Source organism: Pseudomonas sp. HB05, assembly GCF_016756915.1.
GTDB classification, from domain to species: Bacteria; Pseudomonadota; Gammaproteobacteria; order Pseudomonadales; family Pseudomonadaceae; genus Aquipseudomonas; species Aquipseudomonas alvandae.
The window spans coordinates 84,130-106,609 of record NZ_JAESPG010000005.1; the positions used below are offsets into that span (position 1 = coordinate 84,130).

Annotated in this window: 22 protein-coding genes; 16 read left to right on the forward strand and 6 right to left on the reverse strand. The window is 62.4% G+C overall.

What is annotated here, in order from left to right; all coding sequences use genetic code 11:
* Positions 1-89: 89 nt before the first annotated feature.
* The 12 genes from ccmA to JMN22_RS07445 all read left to right on the forward strand — a co-directional run bounded on the left by ccmA (position 90) and on the right by JMN22_RS07445 (position 11,136).
* A complete protein-coding gene (ccmA, locus tag JMN22_RS07390; RefSeq protein ID WP_198797732.1) occupies positions 90-725 on the forward strand; it encodes a cytochrome c biogenesis heme-transporting ATPase CcmA in 636 nt (211 codons plus the stop codon).
* Complete coding sequence (gene ccmB / locus JMN22_RS07395) at positions 722-1,390, forward strand: heme exporter protein CcmB (RefSeq protein WP_030141055.1); 669 nt, start codon at positions 722-724, stop codon at positions 1,388-1,390. Before ccmA ends, ccmB begins: the two co-directional genes overlap by 4 nt.
* A gap of 94 nt (positions 1,391-1,484) precedes the next feature.
* Positions 1,485-2,240: a heme ABC transporter permease gene (locus JMN22_RS07400; RefSeq protein ID WP_030141054.1), complete on the forward strand. Its 756-nt coding sequence runs from the start codon at positions 1,485-1,487 to the stop codon at positions 2,238-2,240.
* Positions 2,237-2,413, forward strand: a complete 177-nt coding sequence (gene ccmD / locus JMN22_RS07405) for a heme exporter protein CcmD (RefSeq protein WP_007939192.1) — start codon at positions 2,237-2,239, stop codon at positions 2,411-2,413. The genes JMN22_RS07400 and ccmD overlap by 4 nt, the downstream gene beginning before the upstream one ends.
* Positions 2,410-2,865: a cytochrome c maturation protein CcmE gene (gene ccmE / locus JMN22_RS07410; protein WP_030141053.1), complete on the forward strand. Its 456-nt coding sequence runs from the start codon at positions 2,410-2,412 to the stop codon at positions 2,863-2,865. Before ccmD ends, ccmE begins: the two co-directional genes overlap by 4 nt.
* Before the next feature lie 3 nt (positions 2,866-2,868).
* A complete protein-coding gene (locus JMN22_RS07415) occupies positions 2,869-4,857 on the forward strand; it encodes a heme lyase CcmF/NrfE family subunit (protein WP_198797733.1) in 1,989 nt (662 codons plus the stop codon).
* Entirely contained in the window at positions 4,854-5,390 is a 537-nt protein-coding gene (locus JMN22_RS07420; protein WP_030141051.1) for a DsbE family thiol:disulfide interchange protein, read from the forward strand. Before JMN22_RS07415 ends, JMN22_RS07420 begins: the two co-directional genes overlap by 4 nt.
* Positions 5,387-5,860 (forward strand): cytochrome c-type biogenesis protein, encoded by a 474-nt coding sequence (locus tag JMN22_RS07425; RefSeq protein ID WP_030141050.1) that lies wholly within the window; start codon positions 5,387-5,389, stop codon positions 5,858-5,860. Before JMN22_RS07420 ends, JMN22_RS07425 begins: the two co-directional genes overlap by 4 nt.
* Positions 5,853-7,055: a c-type cytochrome biogenesis protein CcmI gene (ccmI, locus tag JMN22_RS07430; protein WP_030141049.1), complete on the forward strand. Its 1,203-nt coding sequence runs from the start codon at positions 5,853-5,855 to the stop codon at positions 7,053-7,055. Before JMN22_RS07425 ends, ccmI begins: the two co-directional genes overlap by 8 nt.
* Before the next feature lie 14 nt (positions 7,056-7,069).
* Positions 7,070-7,477: a hypothetical protein gene (locus JMN22_RS07435; RefSeq protein ID WP_198797734.1), complete on the forward strand. Its 408-nt coding sequence runs from the start codon at positions 7,070-7,072 to the stop codon at positions 7,475-7,477.
* A 298-nt stretch (positions 7,478-7,775) separates the two neighbouring features.
* Entirely contained in the window at positions 7,776-8,651 is an 876-nt protein-coding gene (gene speE / locus JMN22_RS07440) for a polyamine aminopropyltransferase (protein ID WP_030141047.1), read from the forward strand.
* 391 nt (positions 8,652-9,042) lie between these two features.
* Positions 9,043-11,136 (forward strand): LTA synthase family protein, encoded by a 2,094-nt coding sequence (locus JMN22_RS07445; protein ID WP_198797735.1) that lies wholly within the window; start codon positions 9,043-9,045, stop codon positions 11,134-11,136.
* A gap of 54 nt (positions 11,137-11,190) precedes the next feature.
* Here JMN22_RS07445 and JMN22_RS07450 read toward each other — a convergent pair whose 3' ends face one another.
* Complete coding sequence (locus JMN22_RS07450; RefSeq protein WP_018606531.1) at positions 11,191-11,343, reverse strand: DUF3309 family protein; 153 nt, start codon at positions 11,341-11,343, stop codon at positions 11,191-11,193.
* A gap of 292 nt (positions 11,344-11,635) precedes the next feature.
* Between JMN22_RS07450 and JMN22_RS07455 the strand changes: the two genes are divergently transcribed.
* The 3 genes from JMN22_RS07455 to csrA all read left to right on the forward strand — a co-directional run bounded on the left by JMN22_RS07455 (position 11,636) and on the right by csrA (position 13,193).
* On the forward strand, positions 11,636-12,451 hold the full coding sequence (locus JMN22_RS07455) for an SDR family oxidoreductase (RefSeq protein WP_030141045.1): 816 nt from the start codon (positions 11,636-11,638) through the stop codon (positions 12,449-12,451).
* A gap of 60 nt (positions 12,452-12,511) precedes the next feature.
* Complete coding sequence (locus tag JMN22_RS07460) at positions 12,512-12,844, forward strand: YnfA family protein (RefSeq protein ID WP_198797736.1); 333 nt, start codon at positions 12,512-12,514, stop codon at positions 12,842-12,844.
* Between the two features lie 148 nt (positions 12,845-12,992).
* Positions 12,993-13,193, forward strand: coding sequence for a carbon storage regulator CsrA (csrA, locus tag JMN22_RS07465; RefSeq protein WP_198797737.1), 201 nt, complete (start codon positions 12,993-12,995; stop codon positions 13,191-13,193).
* On the opposite strand, the gene JMN22_RS07470 is transcribed toward csrA, so the two are convergent.
* The 5 genes from JMN22_RS07470 to mnmC all read right to left on the reverse strand — a co-directional run bounded on the left by JMN22_RS07470 (position 13,182) and on the right by mnmC (position 20,803).
* On the reverse strand, positions 13,182-13,409 hold the full coding sequence (locus tag JMN22_RS07470) for a YheU family protein (RefSeq protein WP_030141043.1): 228 nt from the start codon (positions 13,407-13,409) through the stop codon (positions 13,182-13,184). The two genes, csrA and JMN22_RS07470, sit on opposite strands and share 12 nt — an antisense overlap.
* 213 nt (positions 13,410-13,622) lie before the next feature.
* Positions 13,623-14,813, reverse strand: coding sequence for an osmoprotectant NAGGN system M42 family peptidase (locus JMN22_RS07475; RefSeq protein ID WP_030141042.1), 1,191 nt, complete (start codon positions 14,811-14,813; stop codon positions 13,623-13,625).
* A 216-nt stretch (positions 14,814-15,029) separates the two neighbouring features.
* The gene (gene ngg / locus JMN22_RS07480; protein ID WP_198797738.1) at positions 15,030-16,775 is read right to left on the reverse strand and encodes an N-acetylglutaminylglutamine synthetase; all 1,746 of its coding nucleotides are present in this window, start codon (positions 16,773-16,775) and stop codon (positions 15,030-15,032) included.
* A 3-nt stretch (positions 16,776-16,778) separates the two neighbouring features.
* The gene (locus JMN22_RS07485; protein ID WP_030141040.1) at positions 16,779-18,551 is read right to left on the reverse strand and encodes an N-acetylglutaminylglutamine amidotransferase; all 1,773 of its coding nucleotides are present in this window, start codon (positions 18,549-18,551) and stop codon (positions 16,779-16,781) included.
* 269 nt (positions 18,552-18,820) lie between these two features.
* Complete coding sequence (gene mnmC, locus JMN22_RS07490; RefSeq protein ID WP_198797545.1) at positions 18,821-20,803, reverse strand: bifunctional tRNA (5-methylaminomethyl-2-thiouridine)(34)-methyltransferase MnmD/FAD-dependent 5-carboxymethylaminomethyl-2-thiouridine(34) oxidoreductase MnmC; 1,983 nt, start codon at positions 20,801-20,803, stop codon at positions 18,821-18,823.
* Positions 20,804-20,953: 150 nt separating this feature from the next.
* On the opposite strand from mnmC, the gene pap reads away from it, so the two are divergent.
* Positions 20,954-22,465, forward strand: a complete 1,512-nt coding sequence (gene pap, locus JMN22_RS07495; protein ID WP_198797546.1) for a polyphosphate:AMP phosphotransferase — start codon at positions 20,954-20,956, stop codon at positions 22,463-22,465.
* Positions 22,466-22,480: the final 15 nt, after the last annotated feature.

The following is a 22,480-nucleotide window of genomic DNA, read 5'->3' on the forward strand; positions in this document are numbered from 1 at the left end:
TCTGTGGAACAGGCCATCAATGCATCTATGCTGCACTACTTTAACGGCCGCTGCATGGCCGACTTGAACCGTATAAGGCCCGCGATCCCTTGACCAGTCCTCTCCTGCAAACCGTCGGCCTCGCCTGTGAGCGAGACTTGCGGCTGCTCTTCGAAAATCTCGAATTGAGACTCTCGCGTGGCGATATGGTGCAGATCAGTGGCCCCAACGGCAGTGGCAAGACCAGTCTGCTGCGCCTGCTGGCCGGGTTGATGCAGCCCACTGCCGGCGAGATCCTGCTCAACGGCCAACCGTTGCATAGCCAGCGCAGCGAGCTGGCGCGCAATCTGTTGTGGATCGGCCATGCCGCCGGCATCAAGGATCTGCTGACCCCCGAAGAAAACCTCAGTTGGCTCTGCGCGCTGCATCGTCCGGCCGAGCGCGAGGCGATCTGGCAGGCGTTGGCGGCGGTAGGATTGAAAGGTTTCGAGGACGTGCCGAGCCACACCTTGTCGGCTGGCCAGCAGCGCCGCGTGGCCCTGGCGCGGTTGTATCTGGACAGCCCGCCGCTGTGGATCCTCGACGAGCCGTTCACCGCACTGGACAAGCAAGGCGTGGCGCAGCTTGAAGAACACCTCGCCCGGCACTGCGAGAACGGCGGCATGGTGCTGCTGACCACCCATCACACCTTGGCCCGGATGCCCTCCGGTTATCGCAGCATTGACCTGGGGAACTGGGCGGTATGAGTGTCTTTGGCCTGTTGCTTGCCCGTGAAGCGCGCCTATTGTTCCGTCGTCCGGCCGAACTGGCCAACCCGTTGGTGTTCTTCGCCATCGTGATCGCGTTGTTTCCGCTGGCGGTCGGCCCGGAGACTCAATTGTTGCAAACCTTGTCGCCGGGACTGGTCTGGGTGGCGGCGCTTTTGTCGGTGCTGCTCTCGCTGGACGGGCTTTTCCGCAGTGATTTCGAAGACGGTTCCCTGGAACAGTGGGTCCTTTCGTCGCACCCCCTGGCCCTTCTGGTTTTGGCCAAGGTACTGGCACACTGGGTTTTTTCCGGGCTGGCGCTGGTGCTGCTCTCGCCGTTGCTGGCGATGATGCTGGGTTTGCCCGCCGCCTGCATGCCGGTGCTGTTGTTTTCGCTGTTGTTGGGCACACCGGTGCTGAGCCTGCTCGGCGCGGTGGGCGCGGCGCTGACGGTCGGGCTCAAGCGTGGTGGCTTGCTGCTGGCCTTGCTGATCCTGCCGTTGTACATACCGGTCTTGATCCTTGGCAGCGGCGCTTTGCAAGCCGCACTGCAAGGCATGCCGGCGACCGGTTATCTGCTGTGGCTTGGGAGCCTGACCGCCCTGGCGATAACCCTGACACCCTTTGCAATAGCCGCTGGCCTGAAGATCAGCGTCGGCGAATAATAACGAGGCCTGGTCAAGAATTGACCACTTCCTAGGAAGGTAAAGGCCGACCCGGCGGTTCGCGATGCGAGCCGCAACCGTGATGGAAACAGCAATGAACTGGACCTGGTTTCACAAGCTCGGCTCACCCAAGTGGTTCTACGGCATCAGCGGCAGGATGCTGCCCTGGTTGAGCGTCGCCGCCCTGTTGCTGATCGGCATCGGCGTGGTCTGGGGCCTGGCCTTCGCACCGCCGGACTACCAGCAAGGCAACAGCTTCCGCATCATCTATATCCATGTTCCGACGGCGATGCTGGCCCAGTCGATCTACGTGATGCTGGCGGTCTGCGGTGTGGTCGGGCTGGTGTGGAAAATGAAACTGGCCGACGTGGCCCTGCAATGCGCCGCGCCCATCGGCGCCTGGATGACCGCCGTGGCACTGGTCACCGGGGCCATCTGGGGCAAGCCGACCTGGGGTTCGTGGTGGGTCTGGGATGCGCGACTGACGTCGATGCTGATCCTGCTGTTCCTGTACTTCGGTCTTATTGCGCTGGGCAACGCCATCAGCAATCGTGACAGCGCCGCCAAGGCCTGCGCGGTGCTGGCGATTGTCGGGGTCATCAATATCCCGATCATCAAGTATTCGGTGGAGTGGTGGAACACCCTGCACCAGGGCGCGACGTTCACCCTGACTGAGAAACCGGCGATGCCGGTGGAGATGTGGCTGCCGCTGCTGCTGACCGCGCTGGGTTTCTACTGCTTCTTCGGCGCGGTGTTGCTGCTGCGCATGCGCCTGGAAGTGCTCAAGCGCGAGTCCCGGGCCAGTTGGGTGAAAGCTGAAGTACAGAACAGCCTGGAGGCCGCTCGATGAGTTTTGCGTCATTCGGCGATTTCCTCGCCATGGGCCATCACGGCCTGTATGTCTGGTCGGCCTACGGCATTTGCCTGGCGGTGCTGGCCCTCAACGTGGCGGCGCCGATCCTGGCCCGCAAGCGGTATCTGCAACAAGAGGCGCGTCGTCTGCGCCGGGAGAACGGTCAGTGAATCCGCTGCGCAAAAAACGTCTTGTCATCATCCTGGCAATCCTGGTCGGCGTCGGCGCCGCGGTCGGCCTGGCCCTCAGTGCCCTGCAGCAGAACATCAACCTGTTCTACACCCCGACGCAGATCGCCAATGGCGAAGCGCCGAAGGACACACGCATCCGCGCCGGCGGCATGGTGGAAAAGGGCTCGCTGGTGCGCTCCGGCGATTCGCTGGACGTGACGTTCAACGTCACCGACTTCAACAAGACCGTGACCATCACCTATCGCGGCATCCTTCCGGACCTGTTCCGCGAAGGGCAGGGCATCGTTGCCCTGGGCAAGCTCAACGCCGACGGCGTGGTGGTGGCCGATGAAGTGCTGGCCAAGCACGACGAGAAATACATGCCGCCGGAAGTGACCAAGGCCTTGAAAGAAAGCGGCCAGTCGGCGCCCGCGCCCGTGAAGGAGGGTTGATCGATGACCACCGGCATCTTTATCCCCGAGCTGGGCCATCTGGCGATGATCCTGGCGCTGTGTTTTTCCCTGGTCCAGGCCGTGGTTCCATTGCTCGGTGCCTGGCGTGGCGATCGCCTGTGGATGAGCCTGGCCCAGCCAGCGGCATGGGGGCAGTTCGCGTTCATGCTGTTCGCCTTCGGCTGCCTGACCTATGCCTTCATGACTGACGATTTTTCCGTGGAATACGTCGCCAGCAATTCCAACAGCGCCTTGCCCTGGTACTACAAGTTCAGCGCGGTGTGGGGCGCCCACGAAGGTTCGCTGCTGCTCTGGGCATTGATCCTCGCCGGCTGGACCTTCGCGGTGTCGGTGTTCTCCCGGCAGTTGCCCCAGGTGATGCTGGCCCGGGTATTGGCGGTGATGGGCCTGATCAGCACCGGTTTCCTGCTGTTCCTGATCGTCACGTCCAACCCCTTCGAGCGGATCCTGCCGCAAGTGCCGATGGATGGCCGGGACCTTAACCCGCTCCTGCAGGACATCGGCCTGATCGTCCATCCGCCGATGCTCTACATGGGCTATGTCGGTTTTTCCGTGGCGTTCGCCTTTGCCATCGCCGCCTTGCTCGGTGGTCGCCTCGACGCCGCGTGGGCGCGCTGGTCGCGCCCTTGGACCATCGTCGCCTGGGCCTTTCTCGGCATCGGCATCACCCTCGGTTCATGGTGGGCCTATTACGAACTCGGCTGGGGCGGCTGGTGGTTCTGGGACCCGGTGGAAAACGCTTCCTTCATGCCATGGCTCGTCGGCACGGCGCTGATTCACTCCCTGGCGGTCACGGAAAAACGCGGCGTGTTCAAGAGCTGGACGGTGTTGCTGGCTATCGCAGCGTTCTCCCTCAGCCTGCTGGGGACGTTCCTGGTGCGCTCCGGCGTGCTGACTTCGGTGCATGCCTTCGCCTCCGACCCTGAGCGTGGCGTGTTCATCCTGATGTTCCTGTTGTTCGTGGTCGGCGGTTCGCTGACGCTGTTCGCCTTGCGTGCGCCCGTGGTCAAGAGCCAGGTCGGCTTCAACCTCTGGTCCCGGGAAACCCTGCTGCTGGGCAACAACCTGGTGCTGGTGGTGGCCGCGTCGATGATTCTGCTGGGCACCCTGTATCCGTTGGTGCTCGACGCGCTGTCCGGCGCCAAGCTGTCGGTCGGCCCACCGTACTTCAACGCCCTGTTCATTCCGCTGATGGCGATCCTGATGGCGGTGATGGCGGTCGGTGTACTGGTGCGCTGGAAGGACACGCCGGTCAAATGGCTGATGGGCATGCTCACGCCGGTGCTGTTGGGCACGGCTGCCCTGGCCGTGGTGGCTGGCATCGCCTACGGCGACTTCAACTGGGCGGTGCTGGCGACCTTCGTGCTGGCGGCCTGGGTGTTGCTGGCCGGCGTTCGAGACATCTTCGACAAGACCCGCCATAAAGGCCTGATCAAGGGCCTGCCAACCCTGACGCGCAGTTATTGGGGCATGCAGCTCGCTCACCTGGGCATCGCCGTTTGCGCCCTGGGCGTGGTCCTGTCCAGCCAGAACAGTGCCGAGCGTGACCTGCGCCTGGCGCCGGGCGAGTCCATGGACCTGGGCGGCTACCAGTTCGTCTTCGAGGGCGCCAAGCATTTCGAAGGCCCTAACTTCACCTCGGACAAAGGCACCGTGCGGGTCATTCGCAACGGTGAGGAAATCACTGTGCTGCATCCGGAGAAACGCCTCTATACCGTGCAGAACTCGGTGATGACCGAAGCTGGCATTGACGCCGGCTTCACTCGCGACCTGTATGTGGCGCTGGGCGAGTCCCTGGGCGACGGCGCCTGGGCGGTGCGGGTCCACGTCAAGCCGTTCGTGCGCTGGATCTGGTTCGGCGGCTTGCTCACCGGGCTGGGCGGAGTTCTGGCGGCGCTGGATCGGCGTTATCGCGTCAAAGTGAAGACCCGGGTGCGTGAAGCCTTGGGTGCAACAGGAGCCACTGCATGAAACGTTGGTTGATGGTAGTGCCGCTGGCGCTGTTCCTGCTCGTTGCGGTGTTCCTTTATCGGGGGCTGTTCCTGAACCCGTCGGAGCTGCCTTCGGCGATGATCGGCAAGCCGTTCCCGGAGTTCTCCCTGCCGTCGGTGCAAGGTGACAAGACCCTGACCCGTGCCGACCTGCTGGGCAAGCCGGCCTTGGTCAACGTATGGGGCACCTGGTGCATTTCCTGCCGGGTCGAGCATCCGGTGCTGAACAAGCTCGCGCAGAACGGCGTGGTGATCTACGGCGTCAACTACAAGGACGTCAATGCCGACGCCTTGAAGTGGCTGGCCGAGTTCCACAACCCGTATCAGTTGGACATCCGCGACGAAGAAGGCACCTTGGGCCTGAACCTGGGTGTATACGGTGCGCCGGAGACGTTCTTCATCGACGCCAAGGGCATCATTCGCGACAAGTTCGTCGGTGTGATCGACGAGCAGGTCTGGCGCGAGAAACTGGCCGCCAAGTACCAGTCCCTGGTGGATGAGGCCAAGCCATGAAGCGTTGGTTAGCCGCTGCCGTCCTCGGCTTGAGCCTGGCGGGCGTGGCCCACGCCGCCATCGATACTTATGAATTCGCCAACGACGCCGAGCGCGAGCGGTTTCGCGACCTGACCAAGGAACTGCGCTGCCCCAAGTGCCAGAACCAGGACATCGCCGACTCCAACGCGCCGATCGCGGCGGACTTGCGCAAGGAAATCTTCCGCATGCTCGGCGAGGGCAAGGATAACCAGCAGATCATCGATTTCATGGTGGATCGCTACGGCGAGTTCGTGCGCTACAACCCGGCCCTTTCCTCCAAGACCGCGTTGCTCTGGTTCGGCCCTGCCGGGCTGCTGCTGGGTGGCTTCGTGGTGATTGCGGTGATTGTGCGCCGCCGCCGGGTGCAGCGCAGTGCCACCCCGGACACGCTTTCTGTCGAAGAGCGCCAGCGCCTCGACCAACTGTTGGATAAAACCAAGCATGATTGATTTCTGGCTCGCCGCAGGGCTGCTTCTCCTGGTTGCCCTGAGTTTCCTGTTGATCCCCGTGTTGCGTGGCCGTCGTGCCCAATTGGAAGAAGACCGCACCGCGCTGAACGTGGCGCTGTATCAAGAGCGGGTTGCCGAATTGCAGGCCGAGCGGGAGGAGGGCGTGCTCAATGCGGCCCAACTGGACACCGGTCGCGCCGAGGCCGCCCGTGAACTGCTGGCGGACACCGAGGGTGCCGATGCGCCACGTGAATCGCGCCTGGGCAAGCCGTTGCCGCTGCTCGCCGCCGTGCTGGTGCCGGTGCTGGGTCTGGCGTTGTACCTGCATTTCGGTGCCAGCGACAAAGTTGAGCTGACCCGTGAATTCGCCCAAGCGCCACAGTCGATGGAAGAGATGACCTTGCGCCTGGAGCGTGCGGTGGCGGCGCAGCCGGACTCTGCCGAGGGCCTGTATTTCCTTGGCCGGACCTACATGGCCCAGGACCGGCCGGCGGACGCGGCGAAAATCTTCGAACGCACCGTGGCGGTCGCGGGTCGCCAACCGGAGCTGCTGGGGCAATGGGCCCAGGCGCAATACTTCGCTGATGGCAAGAAATGGTCGGACAAGGTCCAGGCATTGACCGACGAGGCGCTGAAGCTCGATCCGAAGGAAGTCACCAGCCTGGGTCTGTTGGGCATCGCTGCGTTCGAAGGCGAGCGCTATCAGGACGCGATCGATTACTGGGGACGCCTGCTGGCGCAATTGCCTGAAGGCGATAAATCCCGTGAAGCGTTGCAAGGTGGTATCGCCCGCGCCACCGAGAAGCTCCAGGCCAGTGGGGGCAAGGTCGCCCAGGCGCCGGCAGCCAAGACTGCTGCGCTGCTCAAGGTTCGTGTCGACCTGGCTCCGGCACTCAAGGCCAAGGTGCAACCGGGCGACAGCGTGTTCATTTTTGCCCGCGCCGTTTCCGGTCCGCCGGCACCGCTGGCAGCCAAGCGCCTGACTGTCGCCGACCTGCCGGCCAGCGTCGAGCTGGGGGACGCGGATGCAATGATGCCGCAGCTGAAACTGTCGAACTTCCCGGAAGTCCAACTGGTGGCACGCGTCTCCCGAGCCGGCCAGCCAACCGCCGGTGAGTGGATCGGTCGCAGCCAGCCCTTGGCGAGCAGCACCACCGCGCCGCAACAATTGACCATCGACACTCCGGACCAATGACAGGAACACGCCCCATGACCGCCATCGCTCGTATCACCCTGCTCACGCTCGTCCTGGGCCTGAGCGCTTGTGCGGTCCAGCGCCCGACCGAACCTTCGGCGCCGTTGCCACCCATCCCGCCCTCGACACCGACCACCAAGCCCATCCCTTCGACCGCGCCAGGTAAACCGGTGACGCCGAACAAACCGACGAAGCCGCTGCCGCGCACCTCCGCCAGTTTCGCCCCGCCGCCGGGCGGCAACAGCCACTGGGATGCCAAGCTCGGGGTCTATGTGCTGGATAACCAGACCAATACGTTCTACCGCCAACGCACCTACTACCGCTGGAACAACGGCTGGAGCCGCGCCGTCAGCCCGAACGGGCCGTGGGAAGACACCACCATCGAAGGCGTGCCAGCAGGGCTGGGGCAGAAATTTCACTAAAGCCGGGTGAGGTGGCTTTGTGGCGAGGGGATTTATCCCCGCTGGGGGTGAAGCAGCCCTGAAAACCGACGCTTCGGTGAGCCATATACAACAAGCTGGTTGTTTTGGGGCTGCTACACAGCCCAACGGGGATAAATCCCCTCGCCACAAAGGCTCGCATGATTTTCTGAAATCAGCTCTCTCGTCATATGGTTGGGCTAGGAGGCCTTCAAGGTTCGACCTGTCATCCCCAGCGTCGTAGAATGCGCGCCTTTGCGAGCCTCATTGGCCCACCGCGTATTGATTGGAGCACTTGACCATGACGACCACCCCGACCGGCGATTACCTGGAAACCCTCTACGAAGGCTATGGCCAGCGTTTTCGCATGGATAAGCTGCTGCACGAAGTGCGCACCGAACACCAGCACCTGGTGATCTTCGAGAACCCGCGCATGGGCCGGGTCATGGCCTTGGATGGGGTGATCCAGACCACCGAAGCCGACGAATACATCTATCACGAGATGCTGACTCACGTTCCCATCCTCGCCCATGGCGCGGCCAAGCGTGTATTGATCATCGGTGGCGGCGACGGCGGCATGCTGCGGGAAGTGACCAAGCATGCGGGCATCGAGCACATCACCATGGTCGAAATCGACGGCACCGTGGTGGACATGTGCAAGGAGTTCCTGCCCAACCACTCCAAGGGTGCCTATGACGACCCGCGCCTGAACCTGGTGATCGACGACGGCATGCGTTTCGTCGCCACCACCGAGGAAAAATTCGACGTCATTATTTCCGACTCCACCGACCCGATCGGTCCGGGCGAGGTGCTGTTTTCGGAAAACTTCTACCAGGCCTGCCGCCGTTGCCTGAACGAGGGCGGGATCCTGGTGACCCAGAACGGCACGCCGTTCATGCAACTGGGCGAAGTCCAGACCACCGCCGGGCGCCTGCGTGGGTTGTTCGCCGATTGGCATTTCTACCAGGCCGCCGTGCCGACCTACATCGGCGGCGCCATGACCTTCGCCTGGGGTTCGACCGACACGGCCTACCGCAAGCTGTCCCGTGAAACCCTGCGCGAGCGGTTCATCGGCAGCGGTATCGTGACACGCTACTACAACCCCGAGATTCACATCGGCGCGTTCGCCATGCCGCAGTATGTTTTGCAGGCGATCAACAAGCCGAGCAACGACTGAAATCCTGAACGTTGTCGCAAGATGCTTTTGTGGCGAGGGGATTTATCCCCGCTGGGCCGCGCAGCGGCCCCAACAAACATTCAAGCAATTGGGTGCGTCAGGTAAATCCATGGGGCTGCTGCGCAGCCCAGCGGGGATAAATCCCCTCGCCACAACGGTGTTCGGCTCTGGTGAGTGGGCACTTTTGTGTTGCGAAACATTCATTGAACGAAATTTTCACAAAACCTTGCGGACAATCCTCCGCGCTTTTATTGCCCGGTTATTTAATGGCAATGCCATGACCGTTCGTGCAAGATCTGCGCTTTCGCGCAAGCCCCGGCCTTGAATGGCTCGACAGAGGGCGCGCTGTAATTCCTACTTTTGACCCCACTTCAATAGGTCCTCAAACGACATGGCAATCCCGGACGCCCTGAGTCAGCAGCGCACCACGCATCGCCTGCTGCAACCGACCGTCAAATCGCACCTGGCCTACACGCTGCTCTGTGCCCTGGTGATGATGATCATGTTCAGCCTGCTGCGCGTGGCGTTGCTGGTCTACAACCGCGAGATGATCCTCGACACGCCGGCCTCGACCTTCGTGGAAGCGTTTGCCAACGGCCTGCGTTTCGACCTTCGGCTGGTCGTCTATCTCTGCATTCCGTTGCTGCTGGCGTTGTTCAGTGCGCGGGCCATGGCGGCACGTGGGTTCTTTCGTTTCTGGCTGACCGTCACCTCCAGCATCGCGCTGTTCCTGGGCTTGATGGAGATGGATTTCTATCGCGAGTTCCACCAACGCCTCAACGGCCTGGTCTTCCAATACGTCAAGGAAGACCCGAAAACCGTGATGAGCATGCTCTGGTACGGCTTCCCGGTGGTGCGCTATCTGCTGGCCTGGGCTGGCGGCACTATCATCCTGAGCTTGGCATTCAAGGGCGCCGACCGGGCCACGCGTCCGCGTGGACCTTTCAGCGGCGGCAGCATTGGCACGCGGCAGATCGCTCCATGGTACGGCCGTGTCGCGGTATTCATGGTCTGCCTTCTGGTGGCCGTGGCCGCTGCTCGCGGCACCCTGCGCCAAGGCCCTCCACTGCGTTGGGGCGACGTCTATACCACCGATTCGAATTTCGCCAACCAGTTGGGCCTCAACGGAACGTTGTCCCTGGTGGCTGCGGCCAAGAGCCGGATGTCCGAAGACCGTGACAACATCTGGAAAGCCACCCTTGAGCAGCCGCTGGCGCAGCAGACCGTGCGCAACATGCTGGTGCTGCCCGACGATAAGCTCGTCGACACCGAGACCGCCGCGGTGCGCCGCGACTACACGCCGCCGGCCGACAAGACGCTGCCGATCAAGAACGTGGTCGTGATCCTGATGGAAAGCATGGCCGGCCACTCGGTGGGCGCCTTGGGCGCGCCGGGCAACATCACGCCTTACCTCGACAAGTTGTCCAAGGAAGGCCTGCTGTTCGACCGTTTCTTCTCCAACGGCACCCACACCCACCAGGGCATGTTCGCCACCATGGCGTGCTTCCCGAACCTGCCAGGTTTCGAATACCTGATGCAGACGCCGGAAGGCAGCCACAAGCTGTCGGGCCTGCCGCAATTGCTCAGCGCTCGCGATTACGACGACGTGTATGTCTACAACGGCGATTTTGCCTGGGACAACCAGTCAGGCTTCTTCAGCAGCCAGGGCATGACCACGTTCATCGGCCGTAACGACTTCGTCAACCCGGTGTTCTCCGATCCGACCTGGGGCGTCTCCGACCAGGACATGTTCGACCGTGGCCTGATCGAGCTCAAGGCCCGGGAAAACGGCAAGCCGTTCTATGCCTTGCTGCAAACCCTGTCCAACCACACGCCCTACGCACTGCCGACGCCGTTGCCGGTGGAACCGGTCACTGACCGTGGGCGCCTGAACGAACACTTGACCGCCATGCGTTACTCCGACTGGGCGCTGGGCCAGTTCTTCGAGAAGGCGCGCAAGGAGCCTTATTTCAAGGAAACCCTGTTTGTGGTGGTCGGCGATCATGGCTTTGGCAACGAGCGCCAGATCACCGAGATGGACCTGGGCCGTTTCAACGTGCCGATGCTGCTGATCGGGCCAGGCGTCCAGGAGAAATTTGGCCAGCGCAATCACACCGTTGGCACCCAAGTCGATATCGTCCCGACCATCATGGGCCGGCTCGGCGGAGAAGTGCGTAACCAATGCTGGGGCCGCGACTTGTTGAACCTGCCGCCAGGCGACAGCGGATTTGGCGTGATCAAGCCGTCGGGCAGCGACCAGACCACCGCGCTGATCCACGACGACAAGATCCTGGTATTGCCAGAGGAAAAGGCAATGGCACCGAAGATGTTTCGCTATGAACTGGGCGCCAACCCACACGCAGAGATCATCCCGGATGCTCCGGAGACTGGCGAGATGAAAACCCAACTTGAATCGTTCTTGCAAACCGCGACCAAGAGCCTGTTGGATAACACCGCCGGCGTTGTTGACGGCAAGCCGGACTGATAGTCCAGTGAATAAAAAAGAGGCCTTGAAGGCCTCTTTTTTTGCGCTTGGGATTTATATCTTCCCAAGTAACAGCAGGATCAACAGCACTACCAAGACTACGCCGATGATACCGGACGGGCCGTAACCCCAACTTCTGGAGTGCGGGAAGACCGGCAGGCCACCGATCAGCAGGAGGATCAGGATGATGATAAGAATAGTGCCCATTGTTGATTTCCTTATTGGTCAGTTCATCAGTGATTAAAACTTTCAACTGCCAGCGCGCATGCGTTAAATCCGGGCGGCTTATAAAGTCCGACCGTAACGTCCTGTAAAAAATTCAAAGTTTTTTGTCGTTCGATATAGCGCATTGCCGTGGTGTCGCGACTCACGCCAGGACATGACTTCAAGACCTCCCATGGTTTGCCCTCGCCATTCAGCAATCTGATGGAGCGTGGGTCGGGCGGGGGCCTTCGCTACACTCGGCCTATCTCTCCCGGAACAACAAGGCTGTTTCCCTATGCAAAATCGCATGATGATCACCGGTGCCGGCTCAGGCCTGGGCCGCGAAATCGCGCTGCGCTGGGCCCGCGAAGGCTGGCGCCTGGCCTTGTCGGACGTCAGTGAGCCAGGTCTCCAGGAAACCCTCAGGCAGGTGCGCGAAGCGGGCGGCGACGGGTTCGTCCAACGCTGCGATGTCCGTGACTACAGCCAACTCACGGCATTCGCCCAGGCCTGCGAGGAAAAGCTCGGCGGCATCGACGTTATCGTCAACAACGCCGGCGTGGCGTCGGGCGGGTTCTTCAGCGAACTGTCCCTGGAGGATTGGGACTGGCAGATCGCAATCAACCTGATGGGCGTGGTCAAGGGCTGCAAGGCGTTCTTGCCGCTGCTGGAAAAAAGTCGCGGCAAGATCATCAACATCGCCTCCATGGCGGCGCTGATGCAAGGCCCCGCCATGAGCAACTACAACGTGGCCAAGGCCGGCGTCGTGGCCTTGTCGGAAAGCCTGTTGGTTGAGCTGGCCCAGCAGGAAATCGGCGTGCACGTGGTCTGCCCGTCATTCTTCCAGACCAATTTGCTGGATTCTTTCCGCGGGCCGACCCCGGCCATGAAGGCCCAGGTCGGGAAATTGCTGGAAAGCTCGCCCATCACGGCTGCTGAGATCGCCGATTACATCTACCTGCAGGTCGCCGAAGGGCAGTTCATGATCCTGCCCCACGAACAGGGGCGGGCTGCTTGGGCCATGAAGCAGAAGAACCCACAGTCGCTCTACGACGAAATGACCGCCATGGCTGACAAAATGCGCGCCAAGGCCCGCCAGAACCTGGGTTGACCCGCGTTCCCGGCATCCATCAGGATGGCGCCCTCGTGCCTTCCTGATGGACCACCCCCCATGTTCAATTACCTTTGGTTCTTTCTCGCCGCACTCTTCGAGATCGCGGGTTGCTACGCCTTCTGGATGTGGTTGCGCCAGGGCAAGAGCGCCTGGTGGATCGCGCCGGCACTGCTCAGTCTCACACTGTTCGCCGTGTTGTTGACCCGTATCGAAGCCACTTACGCCGGTCGTGCCTATGCCGCCTATGGCGGGATCTACATCGTCGCCTCGATCGGCTGGTTGGCGGTGGTGGAGCGTGTGCGACCGTTGGGTTCCGACTGGATTGGCGTGGCCCTTTGCGTGTTGGGGGCGGGAGTGATTCTGTTCGGCCCGCGACTCACGGGGCCATGAATCAGGTCGAAAACGGGTTTTTGCAGGACATTTCCTTCAGGCGTTGGGGTCCCTGTTTGTAGGGGATTACTGATTTATCGCCGGTATCTTGTGCATGGAAAATTGGCCGGGCATGGTCGAGGTCCAGACCTTCTTAAGGAACATAACCATGCTCGTATTAAGCCGCACCATTGGTGAACTGATTTCCATCGGCGATGACATTTCTGTCCGCGTGTTATCGGTCAGTGGGAGTACCGTGCGTTTCGGCGTGGAAGCGCCACGGCACGTCGATGTCCACCGGTTCGAAATCTACGAGAAGATCCAGAAGAAAAAGGCGCGTGCCGCGCGCAAGGGGTGTTCAATCGAATAGATGCTTGGGCACATCGTGCTTGAGCATCAACTGGCACTGTTCGCTCTCGGGATCGAAGACAATCAAGGCCTGGCCTTTGGCCAGGGCTTGCCTGACTCGCAGGACGCGGGTTTCCAACGGGGTATCATCACCGTTGTCAGTTCCGTCGCGGGTAACGAAATCCTCGATCAGGCGGGTGAGGGTATCGACTTCGAGTTGCTCGTGTGGGATCAGCATGACAGGGCTCCGCTAGACAATTGGGCGGATGCTACGGCGGATGGGCTGTGGCGGCTAGCCCGGGGTTGGCTGCCCTGGCACATCCGTGTGGGAGCGGGCTTGCTCGCGATGGTGATGGAACAGTCAGGACAATTGCTGAATGTACCGCCGCTTTCGCGAGCAAGCCCGCTCCCACAGTTGCGCGTTCACACCCGGCAGCAGCGTTTCCGCCAGTCAACTATCCGAACGCTGCCCGATCAAGCTGTCCACCGACGGCACCCGGGTATCGCTTTCCATCTGCGCATCGTGTTCGATCTGGTGACTGAATCGGTCCAGGGACCCTTGGGCCGGTTGTGCGTCGCTGGCGAATACCGGTGGGCTGAGAATGTAGGCGCCGAGCAGGCGACTCAGCGCGGCCAGGCTGTCGATGTGGGTGCGTTCGTAGCCGTGGGTCGCGTCGCAACCGAAGGCGAGCAGGGCGGTACGGATATCGTGGCCGGCGGTGATCGCCGAATGGGCGTCGCTGAAGTAGTAGCGAAACAGGTCGCGGCGCACCGGCAGTTCGTTTTCCTTGGCGAGCTTCAGCAAGTGCCGTGACAGGTGATAGTCATACGGACCACCGGAATCCTGCATCGCCACGCTCACTGCGTGTTCATTGGAGTGTTGGCCGGGGGCGACCGGGGCGATGTCGATCCCGACAAATTCGCTGACGTCCCAGGGCAGCGCAGCCGCCGCGCCGCTGCCGGTTTCCTCGGTGATGGTGAACAGCGGGTGGCAGTCGATCAGCAGCTCTTCACCACTGTCGACGATGGCCTTGAGCGCCGCCAGCAGCGCGGCGACCCCGGCCTTGTCATCCAGGTGGCGGGCGCTGATGTGGCCGCTTTCGGTGAACTCCGGCAAGGGATCGAAGGCCACGTAGTCGCCAACGCCCACGCCCAATGTTTCGCAATCGGCGCGGGTGGTGCAGTAGGCGTCCAGGCGCAGTTCGATGTGGTCCCAACTGATGGGCATCTCATCCACGGCGGTGTTGAAGGCATGACCGGATGCCATCAACGGCAGGACGCTGCCGCGAATCACGCCGGTGTCGGTAAACAGGCTGACCCGGCTGCCCTCGGCAAACCGGCTCGACCAGCAACCCACCGGGGCGAGCGTCAGGCGGCCGTTGTCCTTGATGGCCCGTACCGAGGCGCCGATGGTGTCCAGATGCGCCGAAACCGCCCGGTCAGGGCTGCTTTTGCGGCCTTTGAGGGTGGCGCGGATCGTGCCGCGCCGGGTCATTTCGAAAGGGATGCCCAGCTCTTCGAGCCGCTCGGCGACATAGCGCACGATGGTGTCGGTGAAGCCGGTCGGGCTGGGAATGGCGAGCATTTCCAACAGGACTTTTTGCAGGTATTCGAGGTCCGGCTCGGGAATTTTACTGATCATGGAAACTCCTCGCGGAATATTGGAATGACGGATCCCGTGGCAAGGAAGCAAGCTCGCGCTGGGCCTGTAGGAGCTGCCGAGCGAAGCGAGGCTGCGATCTTTTCAATGACACTCGAATCCCAAGCGTAAAAGATCAAAAGATCGTCCGAACGCGGCCCGAGGCTTCGCCAGCTCCTACGGGCCCCGGTGGGAGCAAGCTCCCTCGCCACAAAGGTCTCAGGTCACCGCCTGGCTATGGGGAAACAACAAATCCACAAAACGCTCGGCGGTGGGCTGCGGTTCGTGGTTGGCCAGGCCGGCGCGCTCGTTGGCTTCGATGAACACGTAATCCGGTTGATCGGCCGCCGGGACCAGCAGGTCCAGGCCGACCATGGGAATGTCCAGCGCTCGTGCAGCGCGCACCGCGGCATCGGCCAGGGTCGGATGAAGGATGGCGGTCACGTCTTCCAGGACGCCGCCGGTATGGAGGTTCGCCGTGCGTCGCACGAAGAGATGTTCGCCCGCCGGCAGTACGCTGTCGTAGTCATGGCCGGCGGCGCGCAAGGTACGCTCGGTCTCGGCGTCCATGGGGATCTTGCTCTCGCCGCCCGTCGCCGCCTGCCGCCGCCGGCTCTGGGCTTCGATCAGCGCGCCGATGCTGTGCTGGCCATCGCCGATCACTTCCGCCGGACGACGGATCGCAGCCGCGACCACTTCAAAACCGATCACCAGGATGCGCAGGTCCAACCCTTCGTGGAAGCTTTCCAGCAGCACGCGACTGTCAAAGCGCTTGGCGGCTTCGATGGCGGTCTGGACTTCCTCGATCGTGCGTAGATCCACCGCAACGCCTTGGCCCTGTTCTCCATCCAGCGGCTTGACCACCACGCGCTCGTGCTCATCGAGAAAGGCCAGGTTGTCATCGGCGTTGCCCGCCAGCTGCTGTGCCGGAAGGTTGAGGCCAGCGTTTTTCAATACCTTGTGCGTCTGGCTCTTGTCCTGGCAGAGCGTCATGCTGATCGCGCTGGTCAGGTCGCTCAGGGATTCCCGGCAGCGAATCCGGCGGCTGCCATGCACCAAGGTGAACAGCCCCGCCTCGGCGTCATCCACCTGCACTTCGATGCCGCGTCGGTGCGCCTCTTCGACGATGATGCGGGCATAGGGATTGAATTGCGCCTCGGGGCCGGGGCCGAGGAACAGCGGTTGGTTGATGCCGTTCTTGCGCTTGATCGCAAACGTCGACAGGTTGCGGAAACCGAGCTTGGCGTAGAGGTTTTTCGCCAGGCGATTGTCGTGCAGCACCGACAGGTCGAGGTAGCTCAAGCCACGGCTCATGAAATGTTCGATGAGGTGGCGCACCAACACTTCGCCTACGCCGGGACGTGGGCAGTGCGGATCCACCGCCAGGCACCAGAGGCTGCTGCCGTTTTCCGGATCGTTGAAAGCTTTCTGATGATTGAGGCCCATCACGCTGCCGATCACCGCGCCGGTATCATCGTCCTCGGCCAGCCAGTACACCGGCCCGCCCTGGTGCCGTGGTGTCAATCGCTCCGGGTCAATGGGCAGCATGCCGCGAGCCTGGTAAAGCTGATTGATGGCCTGCCAATCGCTGTCGCTCTGGGCGCGGCGAATCCGGAAGCCGCGAAACACCCTCGTGGATTGCCGGTAGTCGCTGAACCACAGGCGCAAGGTGTCGGAGGGGTCGAGGAACAGTTGCGTCGGCTCCAGGCCCAAGACCTGCTGGGGCGCGGCGACGTACAGGGCAATGTCACGCTCGCCGGGTTGTTCGTTGAGCAGCTCTCGGGCCAGGCTCGCCGGGTCGGGAAACGTATGGCCGATCAACAGCCGGCCCCAGCCGCAATGCACCGCGATCGGATCGGCGCCCAGTTCGCTGCCGTCTTCGGCCAGCCGCGCCTGCAAGCGTTCGTAGGACGGCGGCTGGCCGCGCAAGAGTCGTTGGTTATGAAGGTTCGTATGGGGTTTCATCGATCAGATTCCTTGCTCGCTGAGCCACAGGTTCAGCGCCGCCAATTGCCACAGCCGCGAGCCGCGCAACGGCGTCAGTTGGCCGTTGGGGTCGGTCAGCAGGCGATCGAGCATGCTCGGGTTGAACAGGCCGCGATCCTGGCTCGGATCCAGCAGCAGTTCACGGACCCAGGCGAGGGTGTTGCCTTCAAGATGCTTGAGGCCCGGCACCGGGAAATAGCCTTTCTTGCGGTCGATGACTTCGCTCGGGATCACCCGGCGGGCGGCTTCCTTGAGCACGTGCTTGCCGCCGTCGGGCAGCTTGAATTTCGCCGGTACCCGGGCGGAAAGCTCCACCAGCCGGTAATCGAGGAACGGTGTGCGCGCCTCCAGGCCCCAGGCCATGGTCATGTTGTCGACGCGCTTGACCGGGTCGTCCACCAGCATCACCGTGCTGTCCAGGCGCAAGGCCTTGTCGACTGCGGCATCGGCGCCTGGTTGGGCAAAGTGTTCCTTGACGAAGTCTCCGGCGGCGTCGTTGGCGGTGAGCCATTTGGGCTGCACGGTGGCGGCATATTCTTCGTAGCTGCGATCGAAAAAGGCCGCGCGATAGGCCGCGTACGGATCGCTCGCCCCGTCGACCTGCGGGTACCAGTGATAACCGGCGAACAGCTCGTCGGCACCCTGGCCGCTTTGCACCACTTTGCAATGCTTGGCCACTTCCCGCGACAGCAGGTAGAAGGCGATGCAGTCGTGACTCACCATCGGTTCGCTCATGGCGCGGAACGCCGCGGGCAACTGTTCGATGATTTCTTTCTCGTCGATGCGCAATTGGTGATGGCGCGTGCCGTAGTGCTTGGCGATCAGGTCCGAATACTGGAACTCGTCGCCGCGCTCGCCGCCGGCGTCCTGGAAGCCGATGGAGAACGTCGACAGGTCGTCAACACCGACCTCACGCAACAGCCCCACGAGCATGCTCGAATCCACACCGCCCGACAGCAGCACGCCGACATCGACGGCGGCACGTTGGCGAATGGCGACCGCTTCGCGGGTGCTGTCCAGCACGCGTTCGATCCAGTCTTCCAGGTTGAGATCCTGCTCATCGGGCCGGGGACCGTAGGGCAGCGTCCACCAGGTTTTCTGCTCGGTGCTGCCGTCCGCCTCGATGCGCATCCAGGTGGCCGGGGGCAGTTTTTCTATGCCGGCCAGCAAGGTGCGCGGTGCGGGGACCACGGCATGGAAATTCAGGTAGTGATTGAGGGCGACCGGGTCGAGCACCGGATTGATGTCGCCGCCCTTGAGCAAGGCTGGCAACGCCGAGGCAAAGCGCAGGCGCTGGCCGGTGCGTGACAGGTACAGCGGTTTCACACCGAGACGGTCACGGGCAATGAACAGGCGCTTGGCGTCGCGCTCCCAAATGGCGAAGGCGAACATGCCGTTGAGCTTGGGCAATAGCGCTTCGCCCCAAGCGTGATAACCCTTGAGCAGCACTTCGGTATCACCGCCGGAATAAAAGGCGTACCCCAGGCCTTCGAGTTCGGCCCGCAGTTCCGGGTAGTTGTAGATTGCGCCGTTGAACGCCAGGGACAGGCCCAAGTGATTGTCGATCATCGGCTGGGCCGAGCCGTCGGACAGGTCCATGATCTTCAGGCGTCGATGGCCGAGGGCAATGGGCCCCTGGCTATGGAAACCCCACGCGTCGGGGCCGCGAGGGGCCAAGTGATGGGTGATGCGCTCTACGGCCGCAAGGTCCGCAGGTTGTTGATCGAAACGTAACTCACCAGCTAATCCGCACATAAGTCCTTACCGGTTTTTCCGTTGGGGAGGGGTCAAGCCATACACGCCGAAAGGGCGGGTACTCAGGAACTGACCGGTGGGATGCCTGTGAGTTTTATATCGATGCGTTATAAGCCGACGGGTGGGGATTGAGCAGGATTGATTTATTCGAGGTGATGCAGAACCTGTGGGAGCGGGCTTGCTCGCGAAGGCGTCTCATCAGTCAACGTCTTGGATGACTGATCCACCGCTTCGCGAGCAAGCCCGCTCCCACAAGGAAAACACTATGTTCAAGCCTTGCCCCGAATCACCGCCCGCAACGCGAACCGGTTCGGATGACACGCCTCGGCGACGCTTCGCGGCAGGGGCAGCGGTTCGTTCTCCAGCCAGGCGGCGATCAGTTCGCCGGACAGCGGCGCGGTGATCAGGCCTCGGGAACCGTGACCGCTGTTGACGTACAGGCCGTCAAGCCAGGGGCACGGCGTATCAGGTACTTGGCGGGCGTCCTTGGCCAGGGCCGAATACGCTTCGATGAAGGCCGGGTGATCGGCCAGCGGTCCGACGATCGGCAGGTAGTCCGGGCTGGTGCAGCGAAACGCCGCTCGGCCTTCCAGTTGCGCTGGATCCAGGACTCGGGCGTTGAGCCGATCCACCAGGTCTACGGAAATCTCTTCGAGCATCTGCAGGTTGCCGGCGTGCTCGGCGGCGGTGGGGGTCAGGTCGTCGCTGTGAAAATCAAAACTGGCGCCCAATGTGTGTTCGCCCATGCGTGGCGGGGCCACATAGCCCTCGGCGCAGACCACCGTCGCCAGGCTTTGGCTGCGGGCGGTTTGCGGCAGGCGGGTGATCTGTCCGCGAATACGCTTGAGGGGCAGCTCGGCGGCGGGCTCGAAGCGTTTGATCTCAGCGGCGCTGGCGAGGATTGCGACGGGTGCGCTGGCCACGCAACGCGCGCCGTCCCAGGCCTGCCATTGGCCGTCGACACGGCGCAGTTCCAGCACTTCATGGTGTGGCTGCAACGCGATCGCCGGGTTCGAGGCTTGCCAGCGACACAGCGCTGGCGGGTGCACCCAACCGCCTTCGGGGTAAAACAAGCCGCCGCTGGGCAAGCCGATGCTCGATTTCGCCTCGGCCTCGTCGCGATCGAGGACCTTCAAGAGACTTGCCGGAAACGCCTCGGCCAAGCGCGCCTGACGCTCGGCTTCCTTGGCGTCGAAGGCCAGTTGCAGGACACCGCAGCCGTCCCAGTCGAGGCCTCGTTGCAGCTGTTCGAGCAAGCGCCGCGTGTAGCCGAAACCGCTGAGGATCATCTGCGACAGCGCGGTGCCATGGGCCGACAGCTTGAGGTACAGCACGCCTTGCGGATTGCCGGACGCTTCCTCGGCCAGACCGGCATGACGCTCCAGCAAGGTCACCTGCCAGCCTCGGGCGGCGAGGCTGGCGGCGCTGGCGCAACCGGCCAGTCCGCCACCGATCACCAGGGCCCGACGCTCGCCGGCAGGCGGGGCGGGGCGGGCGTACCAGGGTTTGATTGGCGCCGGCAGCGGGGCCAGTTCCGGCCAACCGAGGAACACGCCGCGAAGAATCTCCCATTTATGGCCGATGCCTGGCGTGCGCTTCATCTTGAAGCCCGCCGCGTTCAGCCGGCGTCGCACCCAACCGGTACTGGTAAAGGTGCTGAGGGTGGCCCCCGGCGCGGCGAGTCGCGCCAGTTCGGCGAACAGCTCGGCGCTCCACATTTCGGGGTTTTTCGCCGGGGCGAAACCGTCGAGGAACCAAGCGTCGATCTGTCCATCCAGCTGCGGCAATTGCTCCAGAGCATCGCCGATCAACAGCGTCAGGGTCACCCGCCCGTTCGCCAGGGTCATGCGCTGGAACCCCTGGTGAATCGCGACGTACTGCCCAAGCAACTGATCAGCCTGGACCTTGAGTTCGGGCCACAAGGCCAGTGCCCGGCGCAGGTCCTCGGGGCTCAGGGGAAACTTCTCGACACTGACAAAATGCAGCCGCGCCCCCGCCGGCGCGCATCGCTCGAACAACTGCCAGGCGCAGAGAAAATTCAACCCGGTGCCAAACCCGGTTTCGCCGATGACCAGCCGCTCACCCTCGGTCAGCGCGGCGAAACGCTCGGCCAGGTTGTTCTGCTGCAAGAACACGTAGCGGGTTTCTTCCAGGCCCGACAGGTCGGAGAAATACACATCGTTAAACACCCGGGAACGCGGGCGACCCTGGTCATCCCAGTCGAGTTGGGCGTGGTGTTGAATGGGCGTCATGACGGGCTCGGTGAAAATGAAGGCGCCATTCTAGCCGATCGGCAAGGCGTTGCTTGATCCAAGGCAAGCGTGCCTGCATCCAGAAGGAATCTGCTGCGCAGGCGCGCATCCAATCCGCTAGTCTTGCCCAATTCCTGGAAGGAGTTGCCCATGTTCGAATCCGCCGAAATCGGTCACGTCGTTGATAAAGAAACCTATGAGGCCGAAGTCCCGGCACTGCGAGAAGCGTTGCTCGAAGCGCAATTCGAGCTGCATCAGCAGGGTCGTTTTCCGGTCATCGTTCTGATCAACGGCATCGAAGGCGCGGGCAAGGGCGAGACGGTGAAGTTGCTCAACGAATGGATGGATCCGCGACTGATCGAAGTGCGTACGTTCGACCAGCAGACCGATGAAGAGCTGGCGCGGCCGCCGGCCTGGCGTTATTGGCGGATGTTGCCGGCCAAGGGGCGCATGGGGATTTTCTTCGGTAACTGGTACAGCCAGATGTTGCAGGGGCGGGTGCACGGCGAGTTCAAAGACCCCCGACTCGACCAGGCGATCAACGGTGCCGAGCGCCTGGAAAAAATGCTCTGCGATGAAGGCGCGCTGATTTTCAAGTTCTGGTTCCACCTGTCCAAGAAACAGATGAAGGCCCGTCTCAAGAGCCTCAAGGACGATCCGCTGCACAGCTGGCGCATCAGTCCGCTGGATTGGCAGCAGTCACAGACCTACGACAAGTTCGTCAAGTACGGCGAGCGCGTTCTGCGCCGCACCAGCCGCGACTACGCGCCCTGGCACGTGATTGAAGGCGTCGATGCCTGTTACCGCAGCCTCGCGGTCGGGCGGATCCTGCTCGAAGGGCTGCGCCAAGCCTTGGATCGGCCGAAGGTCAAGGCAGAAAAAGTCAACGTGGCACCGTTGCCAGCGTTGGATGATCAAGTGACGTTGATCGACAGCCTGGATATGACGCTGCGCCTGGACAAGGCCGATTACGAGGAACAGCTGATCACCGAGCAGGCCCGGTTCGCTGGCCTGCTGCGGGACAAGCGCATGCGCCGGCATGCCTTGGTGGCGGTGTTCGAAGGCAACGATGCGGCGGGCAAGGGCGGGGCGATTCGCCGGGTCGCGGCGGCGCTCGATCCGCGCCAGTACAGCATCGTGCCGATTGCCGCGCCCACTGAAGAGGAACGTGCCCATCCCTACATGTGGCGGTTCTGGCGGCACATTCCGGCGCGGGGCAAATTCACCATGTTCGACCGCTCCTGGTACGGGCGGGTGTTGGTGGAGCGGGTCGAGGGCTTTTGCAGCCGTGCCGATTGGCTGCGGGCCTACGGTGAAATCAACGATTTCGAGGAACAGCTGGCCGACGCCGGCGTGGTGGTCGTGAAGTTCTGGTTGGCGATCGACAAGCAAACCCAATTGGAGCGCTTCCAGGAGCGCGAGGAAATCCCCTTCAAGCGCTTCAAGATCACCGAGGACGACTGGCGCAATCGGGACAAGTGGGACGCCTATCGCTCGGCGGTTTGCGACATGGTCGATCGCACCAGCACCGAGATTTCGCCTTGGACCTTGGTGGAAGCCAACGACAAGCGTTGGGCTCGGGTCAAGGTATTGCGAACGCTGAACGAGGCGCTGGAGGCCGCGTTCGAGCGTTCGGCCAGGCAAGCGCGGAAAAAGAACTAGCCCGATGGGCACGCA

What these genes read in the sequence shown, in the direction of transcription:
- csrA (WP_198797737.1), top strand. Translation starts at nt 12,993, where the DNA reads ATGCTCGTATTAAGCCGCACCATTGGTGAACTGATTTCCATCGGCGAT.
- JMN22_RS07460 (WP_198797736.1), top strand. Translation starts at nt 12,512, where the DNA reads ATGTTCAATTACCTTTGGTTCTTTCTCGCCGCACTCTTCGAGATCGCG.
- JMN22_RS07415 (WP_198797733.1), top strand. Translation starts at nt 2,869, where the DNA reads ATGACCACCGGCATCTTTATCCCCGAGCTGGGCCATCTGGCGATGATC.
- mnmC (WP_198797545.1), bottom strand. Translation starts at nt 20,803, where the DNA reads ATGACGCCCATTCAACACCACGCCCAACTCGACTGGGATGACCAGGGT.
- pap (WP_198797546.1), top strand. Translation starts at nt 20,954, where the DNA reads ATGTTCGAATCCGCCGAAATCGGTCACGTCGTTGATAAAGAAACCTAT.
- JMN22_RS07485 (WP_030141040.1), bottom strand. Translation starts at nt 18,551, where the DNA reads ATGTGCGGATTAGCTGGTGAGTTACGTTTCGATCAACAACCTGCGGAC.
- JMN22_RS07450 (WP_018606531.1), bottom strand. Translation starts at nt 11,343, where the DNA reads ATGGGCACTATTCTTATCATCATCCTGATCCTCCTGCTGATCGGTGGC.
- JMN22_RS07445 (WP_198797735.1), top strand. Translation starts at nt 9,043, where the DNA reads ATGGCAATCCCGGACGCCCTGAGTCAGCAGCGCACCACGCATCGCCTG.
- JMN22_RS07475 (WP_030141042.1), bottom strand. Translation starts at nt 14,813, where the DNA reads ATGATCAGTAAAATTCCCGAGCCGGACCTCGAATACCTGCAAAAAGTC.
- JMN22_RS07400 (WP_030141054.1), top strand. Translation starts at nt 1,485, where the DNA reads ATGAACTGGACCTGGTTTCACAAGCTCGGCTCACCCAAGTGGTTCTAC.
- ccmD (WP_007939192.1), top strand. Translation starts at nt 2,237, where the DNA reads ATGAGTTTTGCGTCATTCGGCGATTTCCTCGCCATGGGCCATCACGGC.
- ngg (WP_198797738.1), bottom strand. Translation starts at nt 16,775, where the DNA reads ATGAAACCCCATACGAACCTTCATAACCAACGACTCTTGCGCGGCCAG.
- ccmI (WP_030141049.1), top strand. Translation starts at nt 5,853, where the DNA reads ATGATTGATTTCTGGCTCGCCGCAGGGCTGCTTCTCCTGGTTGCCCTG.
- ccmB (WP_030141055.1), top strand. Translation starts at nt 722, where the DNA reads ATGAGTGTCTTTGGCCTGTTGCTTGCCCGTGAAGCGCGCCTATTGTTC.
- JMN22_RS07470 (WP_030141043.1), bottom strand. Translation starts at nt 13,409, where the DNA reads ATGCTGATCCCACACGAGCAACTCGAAGTCGATACCCTCACCCGCCTG.
- JMN22_RS07435 (WP_198797734.1), top strand. Translation starts at nt 7,070, where the DNA reads ATGACCGCCATCGCTCGTATCACCCTGCTCACGCTCGTCCTGGGCCTG.
- JMN22_RS07425 (WP_030141050.1), top strand. Translation starts at nt 5,387, where the DNA reads ATGAAGCGTTGGTTAGCCGCTGCCGTCCTCGGCTTGAGCCTGGCGGGC.
- speE (WP_030141047.1), top strand. Translation starts at nt 7,776, where the DNA reads ATGACGACCACCCCGACCGGCGATTACCTGGAAACCCTCTACGAAGGC.
- JMN22_RS07455 (WP_030141045.1), top strand. Translation starts at nt 11,636, where the DNA reads ATGCAAAATCGCATGATGATCACCGGTGCCGGCTCAGGCCTGGGCCGC.
- JMN22_RS07420 (WP_030141051.1), top strand. Translation starts at nt 4,854, where the DNA reads ATGAAACGTTGGTTGATGGTAGTGCCGCTGGCGCTGTTCCTGCTCGTT.